The organism is Streptomyces huiliensis, from assembly GCF_020037025.1.
GTDB lineage: Bacteria > Actinomycetota > Actinomycetes > Streptomycetales > Streptomycetaceae > Streptomyces > Streptomyces huiliensis.
Genome location: NZ_JAIQLH010000130.1, coordinates 1 through 6735, shown reverse-complemented (window position 1 = coordinate 6735; position 6735 = coordinate 1). Strand labels below are relative to the sequence as shown.

Here is a 6735-nt window from a genome sequence, read left to right as displayed (position 1 = left end):
GCCGGAGCGGCGCGCGGCCGGGCGGAGCCGGCTGAGCGCGGAGGTCCGTACGCGGCGCGGCGCGGGCGCGTCGTCGTGGCGCGGTGGGACGGCGAGGAAGGGGAGGTGGGAGCTCATGCGACCAGCCTCGCGCCGGCCGCCCGGTCCGGTCCAACACCTGATCGGTGGCCATTCACGCACTTCTGTTGTTGACTGCGCCGCATGCCGCACGACATCGAGCCGCGCCTGCTGCGGGCCTTCACCGCCGTGGCCGACGAGCTCCACTTCACCCGGGCCGCGGCTCGGCTCCACCTCGCGCAGCAGGCGCTCAGCCGGGACATCCGCCGGCTCGAACAGCGGCTCGGCGCCCAGCTGTTCAGCCGGACGACACGGGCGGTGACGCTCACCGCGGAGGGCGCGCGGCTGCTTCCGTACGCCCGGCGCGTGCTCGCCGCGCAGGACGAACTGGCGGCGGCCTGGGCGCGCGAGGAGCGCCCGCTGCTCGTGGACGTCGTGTCCCCGGCCAGCACCGCCCACCGGATCGTGGTCCGGGCCCGCGCGGCGGCGCCCCGGGTGGAGCTGGTCGCCCGCCACCACAGCGGCCTCACCGGCGCCGCCGCCGCGATCCTGGCGGGCCGGCTGGACGTCGCCTTCGGCCGGGTGGCGGGGCTGCCGGCGGAGGTCAGGGCGGCGCTGGAGCACCGGCCCGTCCGGTACGAGCGGATGGCCGTGCTGCTGCCCGCGGACCACCGGCTGGCGGAGCTCGCGGCCGTACCCCTGGAGGCGCTGCGCGGCGAGACCCTGTACGCCGCCGCCGGCAATCCGGCCACCGCCGAGTGGACCGACCTCGCCCGCCGCCTCTTCGAGGGCCGGGGCATCGCGATGGCCGAGCCCTTCCCCGAACTGGAGGGGGACGAGGAGTTCGTGCGCATCGTGCGCAAGCGGGGGTGGTCGGTGCTGGCGGGCACCGAGTTCCTGAAGGTGCCCGGGATGGCGCTGCGTCCGCTCGTCGACCCGGTGCCGCTCTCGCCGGTGTCGATGGTGTGGCGCAAGGGCCTCCGCCACCCCGGCCTGGACGCCCTCCTCGCCGCCGCCTCGGGCCCGCCGGAGGAGCGCTGGCTGGACCGCCCGCCCGGCGCCTGGCTCCCGGCGGAGGACGCCGCGCTGATGGGCGGAACCGCGGCCGGGCCGGTCGGTGCCCTGAGCCGGTGAGGCCGTAACGGCGCTTGCGGCGCACGGCGCACGGTCCGTGACGCGCCGGGCCGACGGGGCGGGTCCATGGCGTTCGCCGGGCGGTCGGGCCCGGGGCGTTCGCAGGGTGGTCGGTTCCCCTACGCCCACCGTCCGGCCGGCCCACGGCGTCCGCCTTGCTCGCACGCCGCCGCCCACGGGTCCAGGCTGGAAGAGGACGTTGTTTCCCCGGTTCCCAGACTCCCGGCGGACCGGACGAGGAGCGGATCGGACAAGGAGCGGACTGGACTGGACCGGACCGGACAAGGAGTGGTCATGACGGCGACGACGCGGAACGAGACTCCCGTCGCCATCGAGGGCGGCGGTGTGGAACTGCGCACGCGGGAGATCGGCGGAGACCTGTCCGTCGCGTTCGTACGGCTTCCCCAGGGCGCGGACATGGCGCCCGCCCTCACGGGGCTGCCGGACGGCCTCTGCCAGTGCCCGCACTGGGGCTACCTGCTCAAGGGGCGCCTGAAGATGCGGACGGCGGACGGGGACGAGGTCTACGAGGCCGGACAGGCCTTCTACTGGGCGCCCGGGCACGCTCCGGAGGCCCTGGAGGACTGCGAGTACGTCGACTTCTCGCCGACGAAGGAGTTCGACGCGGTGGTCGGCCACATCAAGGCGCAAATGGGCGCGTAGACAGGCGGCGGCGGCGCGACGACGGCGGCGCGCTCCGGCGGATGATCGTCGGCGGTTGCCGCTCGCCGGTGCGGCGGCCGACAATCGATCCGGTGATCCGGTCCGGAGCCGTACCGTCCGGCCGGAGCCGCCGGACCGAAGCGTGCTCCAACCGAAGCGTGCTCCACTCGTGCCACGGAGGCCGACAATGGCGGGATTCCTCGACCGGGCCAAGGAACAGGCCCAGCAGGCGTTGCAGCAAGGCAAGCAGAAGGTCGACGAGGTGCAGGCCCAGCGGGCGGGCGGCGACCTCCTGAAGAAGCTCGGCGCCGCCTACTACGCCGAGCAGCGCGGCAAGGGCAGTGGGCAGGCCACCCAGGACGCCCTCAACGCGTTGGAGGCCCACATCGCCGTCCACGGCGACGGTTTCCTGCGCGGCTGACGGAGCGCGGCCGACGGGGGCACACGGCGGAGGGCTTCCGGCCGGGCGTCCGGCCGGGCACCCTGTGGGGTGGCGCATCTCCGCACGGTGCGGCGCCGCCACGGCGCGGTGCCGCACAGGGCTCCCCAGGGAAAAGGTGACAGGCAGATGGCGGCGGCCTCCCACGACCTGCGGTTCGACTCCGGGCGGCTCTGCCTGGACCTGGTGGCCACCGGGACGGGACGCCCCGGCGAGGGCCCCGGGGAGCGGCTCGGCACGCCGGAGCGGCTGCGCGCCTGGCTGCTGGGCGCCCGGGTCGTTCCGCCCGGCACCCCGCTGGAGGCCGTCGACGCGGGCTGGCTCGGGCGCTTCCACGCCCTGCGCCACCTGCTGCACCGCGTCGTCCGCGCGGAGGCCGCGGACGGTCCTGAGCGCGCCGCCGAGGCGGACCTCGCGCAGGTCAACGCGCTCGCCGCCGAGCACCCGCCCGCCCCGCGGGCCGTCCGGGACGCCGACGGCGGCCTCGTCCGCGCCGTCGCCGCCCCGCCGGACTGCGCGGCGCTGGTGTCCGTGGTGGCCCGGGACGCCGTCGAACTGCTCACCGATCCGGCCGTGCGCGGCCTGCTGCGCCAGTGCGAGGGCGAGAGTTGCACCCTGCTCTACCTGGACACCTCCCGGGGCCGCCGGCGCCGCTGGTGCTCCAGCGAAGTGTGCGGCAACCGCGAGCGCGTGGCCCGGCACCGCCGCCGGGCGCTGAGCGGGACCGGCGAGTCCCCGGCAACGGGACCGGGTGGGACGGACGTTCGGCCGGCGCCGCACCCCGCCAAGCCATGACCGACCGTGCCAAACCTCTCATGTCCTGACAGGTGCGCTAGGTACCCCTGTTCGCGTACGGTTGAAGGCTGCCCTACGCACACAGAAGGGGGCCTGGGTGGCCGCGCAGAACGCCACAAGCGCGCAGGTGGCGACGGATCTCAAGATCGCTGGGAACGCCGGGAACGGTGGGGGGACGACCACGCATCCGGACGGGATCCGCGACCGTGAGATCGGTGCCGAGCAGCACCATCTGGACCGGGTGTACCGGCGCCTCGAGGAGAAGATCCACGAGGCGGAGTTCCTCATGGACGACGCCGCCAAGCGCGGCCAGGTGGGGACGCCGGGGGCGCTCGCCGAGCGGGACGCCCAGGTGTTCCGCGCCGGGGTCCACCTCAACCGGCTGAACAGCGAGTTCGAGGACTTCCTGTTCGGCCGCATCGACCTGCTGCGCGGCAAGGACGGCAAGAAGGGCCCCGACGGCGCGTACACCTCGGTCGAGCCCGCCGACGACGCCGTCCGCGACGACCGGGCCGAGATCGCCGAGACGCTGCACATCGGCCGCATCGGCGTCCTGGACTCCGACTACTCGCCGCTCGTCATCGACTGGCGGGCGCCCGCCGCCGCGCCCTTCTACCGGTCGACGCCGGTGGCGCCCGGCCGCGTGGTGCGCCGCCGGGTGATCCGCTCCAAGGGCCGCCGGGTCCTCGGCGTCGAGGACGACCTGCTCCGCCCGGAGCTGCGGGCGACCCTGGACGGCGCCGCGCTGCCGGTGGTCGGCGACGGCGCCCTGATGGCCGCGCTCGGCCAGGCCCGCAGCCACTCCATGAGGGACATCGTTTCTTCGATCCAGGCCGAGCAGGACCTGGTGATCCGCGCCCCCGCCGCCTCGGTGACCGAGGTCGAGGGCGGCCCGGGCACCGGCAAGACCGCGGTGGCCCTGCACCGCGCCGCCTACCTGCTCTACCAGGACCGCAGACGCTACGCGGGCGGCATCCTGATCGTCTCGCCGACGCCGCTGCTCGTCGCCTACACCGAGGGCGTGCTGCCGTCGCTGGGCGAGGAGGGCCAGGTCGCCATCCGCGCGCTCGGCTCGCTGGTCGACGGCGCGGAGGCCGACACGTACGACGAGCCGGCCGTGGCCCGGATCAAGGGCTCGTCGCGCATGCTCAAGGTGCTCCGCAAGGCCGTGCGCGGCGCCCTGGACGTCCCCCGGCACGGTGCCGTCCCCGACCGGCTGCGCGTCGTCGCCTTCGGCGCCCGCGTCGAGCTGGGCGCCGAGGATCTGGACCGCATCCGGCAGACCGCGCTCGGCGGCACGGCCCCCGTCAACCTGCTGCGGCCCCGCGCGCGCCGGCTGCTGCTCGACGCCCTGTGGTCCCGCGCCGGCGGCCCCAAGCGCTACACCGACCCGGAGATGGCCGCGGAGGCCCGCGCGGCGTTCGACGAGGACATCACCACCGAGGACGACTTCCTCGCCTTCCTGGCCGCCTGGTGGCCGGAGCTGGCGCCCCGTCAGGTCCTGGCGCTGCTCGCCGACGAGCGGCGGCTCTCGCGCTGGGCCCGCCGGGTGCTCAACCCGCGCGAGACGCGGCAGCTGGCCCGCTCACTGGGCCGGCTGGACGCGGACGGCAAGGGCCCGCTGTCGGTGCATGACGTGGCGCTGCTGGACGAGCTGGAGACGTTGCTCGGCGCCCCGGCCCGGCCCCGCAAGCCCCGCGAGTACGACCCGCTCGACCAGCTCACCGGCCTGGAGGAGCTGATGCCCGAGCGCACGGAGACCCGCCGTGAACGGGCGGAGCGGCTGGCGCAGGAGCGCCGCGACTACGCGCACGTGATCGTGGACGAGGCGCAGGACCTGACGCCGATGCAGTGGCGGATGGTCGGCCGCCGGGGCCGCCACGCCACCTGGACGATCGTCGGCGACGCGGCCCAGTCGTCCTGGTCCGACCCGGACGAGGCCGCCGCGGCCCGGGACGAGGCGCTGGGCACCCGCCCCCGCCGCCGCTTCCGGCTCACCGTGAACTACCGCAACCCGGCCGAGATCGCCGACCTGGCGTCGAAGGTGCTGGCGCTGGCCATGCCGGGGATGGAGTCCCCGTCCGCCGTCCGCTCCACGGGCGTCGAGCCGCGCTTCGCGGTCGCGGGACCCGACCTCGCCGCGTCCGTCCGCGCCGAGGCCGAGCACCTGCTGGCCGACGTGGACGGGACGGTCGGCGTCGTCGTGCCCATGGGCCGGCGGGCGGAGGCGCGGGCGTGGCTGGCCGGTCTGGGCGACCGGGTGGTGGCGCTGGGCAGCCTGGAGGCCAAGGGCCTGGAGTACGACGCGACGGTCGTCGTCACGCCGGCCGAGATCGCCGACGAGTCCCCGGCCGGGCTGCGCGTGCTGTACGTGGCCCTGACCCGCGCCACGCAGCGGCTGACGGTGCTGGCGGGGAAGCGCGACGAGCCGGACGCGGACGGGGTGCCGGACCTGCTGCGGGACTGAGTCCGGAGGGACGGGCGGGGCCCGGGGGCCGGATGTGAACGTAGGCCGGCCGGATGGTCGTCCGGCCCGTTCCGCCGGAACTCCCGGTACCGGGAATGACTTCCGGGAGGCGTTTGTTAGCCTGAATACGGCACCGGCTCGATCCAAGCCCCCGGGCCCAACCTTAGTCGCTTCGAGCGACCACTTGCCGCGAGGCGAGCATGGCGGGTCGGTGCCGCTGAACCTTCCGCGAACGGGCGGTTCCCTCCGAAGACTCCGGAGGGAACCGCCCGTTCGTCTTCGGTCGTGTTCAGTCGTGTGCGGTCGCGTCCGTGCGGGCTTTGCCTGCGGTTTAACAGGCGCGGCGCATGATGGGGAGACGGGGATCCGCCCTGATGGGCGGGGCCCGAGCGCTCTCATATGGTGAAACCCACCTTCCGGAAAGCCGGTGCTGGTTACCGTCTACCGGCCGGTAGGTGCGACGATCGGATGTCGCCCGGCGCGGGACGGCCTCCCGGCCGGACCGCACGCCCCGGGCGCGCGGAACAACGCAATCAGCGAAAGCAGGGGAAAGCGGCCATGGCAACGGCGCCTAGCGTCTCGTACTCGATGACGGTCCGACTGGAGGTGCCCGCCGGCGGTACCGCGGTCAGCCAGCTCACCACGGCCGTGGAGTCCTCCGGCGGATCGGTGACCGGCCTGGACGTCACCGCCTCGGGCCACGAGAAGCTGCGGATCGACGTCACCGTCGCCGCGACGTCCACCGCCCACGCCGACGAGATCGTGCAGAAGCTGCGCGGCATCGAGGGCGTCAGCGTCGGCAAGGTCTCCGACCGGACCTTCCTGATGCACCTCGGCGGCAAGATCGAGATGGCGTCCAAGCACCCCATCCGCAACCGCGACGACCTCTCCATGGTCTACACGCCGGGCGTCGCCCGCGTCTGCATGGCCATCGCCGAGAACCCCGAGGACGCCCGTCGCCTCACCATCAAGCGCAACTCCGTCGCGGTGGTCACCGACGGCTCCGCCGTCCTCGGCCTGGGCAACATCGGCCCCAAGGCCGCGCTGCCCGTCATGGAGGGCAAGGCGGCCCTCTTCAAGCGCTTCGCCGGCATCGACGCCTGGCCGATCTGCCTGGACACCCAGGACTCCGACGCCATCGTCGAGATCGTCAAGGCCATCGCCCCCGGCTTCGCGGGCA

Annotated in this window: 6 protein-coding genes; all 6 read left to right on the top strand. The window is 74.6% G+C overall.

Features of this window, described 5'->3' with window-relative positions; genetic code table 11:
• Positions 1–201: 201 nt before the first annotated feature.
• Positions 202–1191, top strand: a complete 990-nt coding sequence (locus JNW98_RS22150) for a LysR family transcriptional regulator (protein ID WP_223770015.1) — start codon at positions 202–204, stop codon at positions 1189–1191.
• Positions 1192–1485: 294 nt separating this feature from the next.
• Entirely contained in the window at positions 1486–1854 is a 369-nt protein-coding gene (locus tag JNW98_RS22145; RefSeq protein WP_223770014.1) for a cupin domain-containing protein, read from the top strand.
• 187 nt (positions 1855–2041) lie between these two features.
• The gene (locus tag JNW98_RS22140) at positions 2042–2275 is read left to right on the top strand and encodes a hypothetical protein (protein WP_171171011.1); all 234 of its coding nucleotides are present in this window, start codon (positions 2042–2044) and stop codon (positions 2273–2275) included.
• Positions 2276–2422: 147 nt separating this feature from the next.
• Positions 2423–3088 carry a CGNR zinc finger domain-containing protein gene (locus tag JNW98_RS22135; RefSeq protein WP_223770013.1) on the top strand — a complete coding sequence of 222 codons (666 nt, stop codon included), beginning with the start codon at positions 2423–2425 and terminating at the stop codon, positions 3086–3088.
• Between the two features lie 145 nt (positions 3089–3233).
• Complete coding sequence (locus tag JNW98_RS22130; RefSeq protein WP_372459303.1) at positions 3234–5555, top strand: HelD family protein; 2322 nt, start codon at positions 3234–3236, stop codon at positions 5553–5555.
• A 558-nt stretch (positions 5556–6113) separates the two neighbouring features.
• Positions 6114–6735: ACT domain-containing protein (locus JNW98_RS22125; RefSeq protein ID WP_504755178.1), on the top strand; the 622-nt coding region annotated here is incomplete at its 3' end.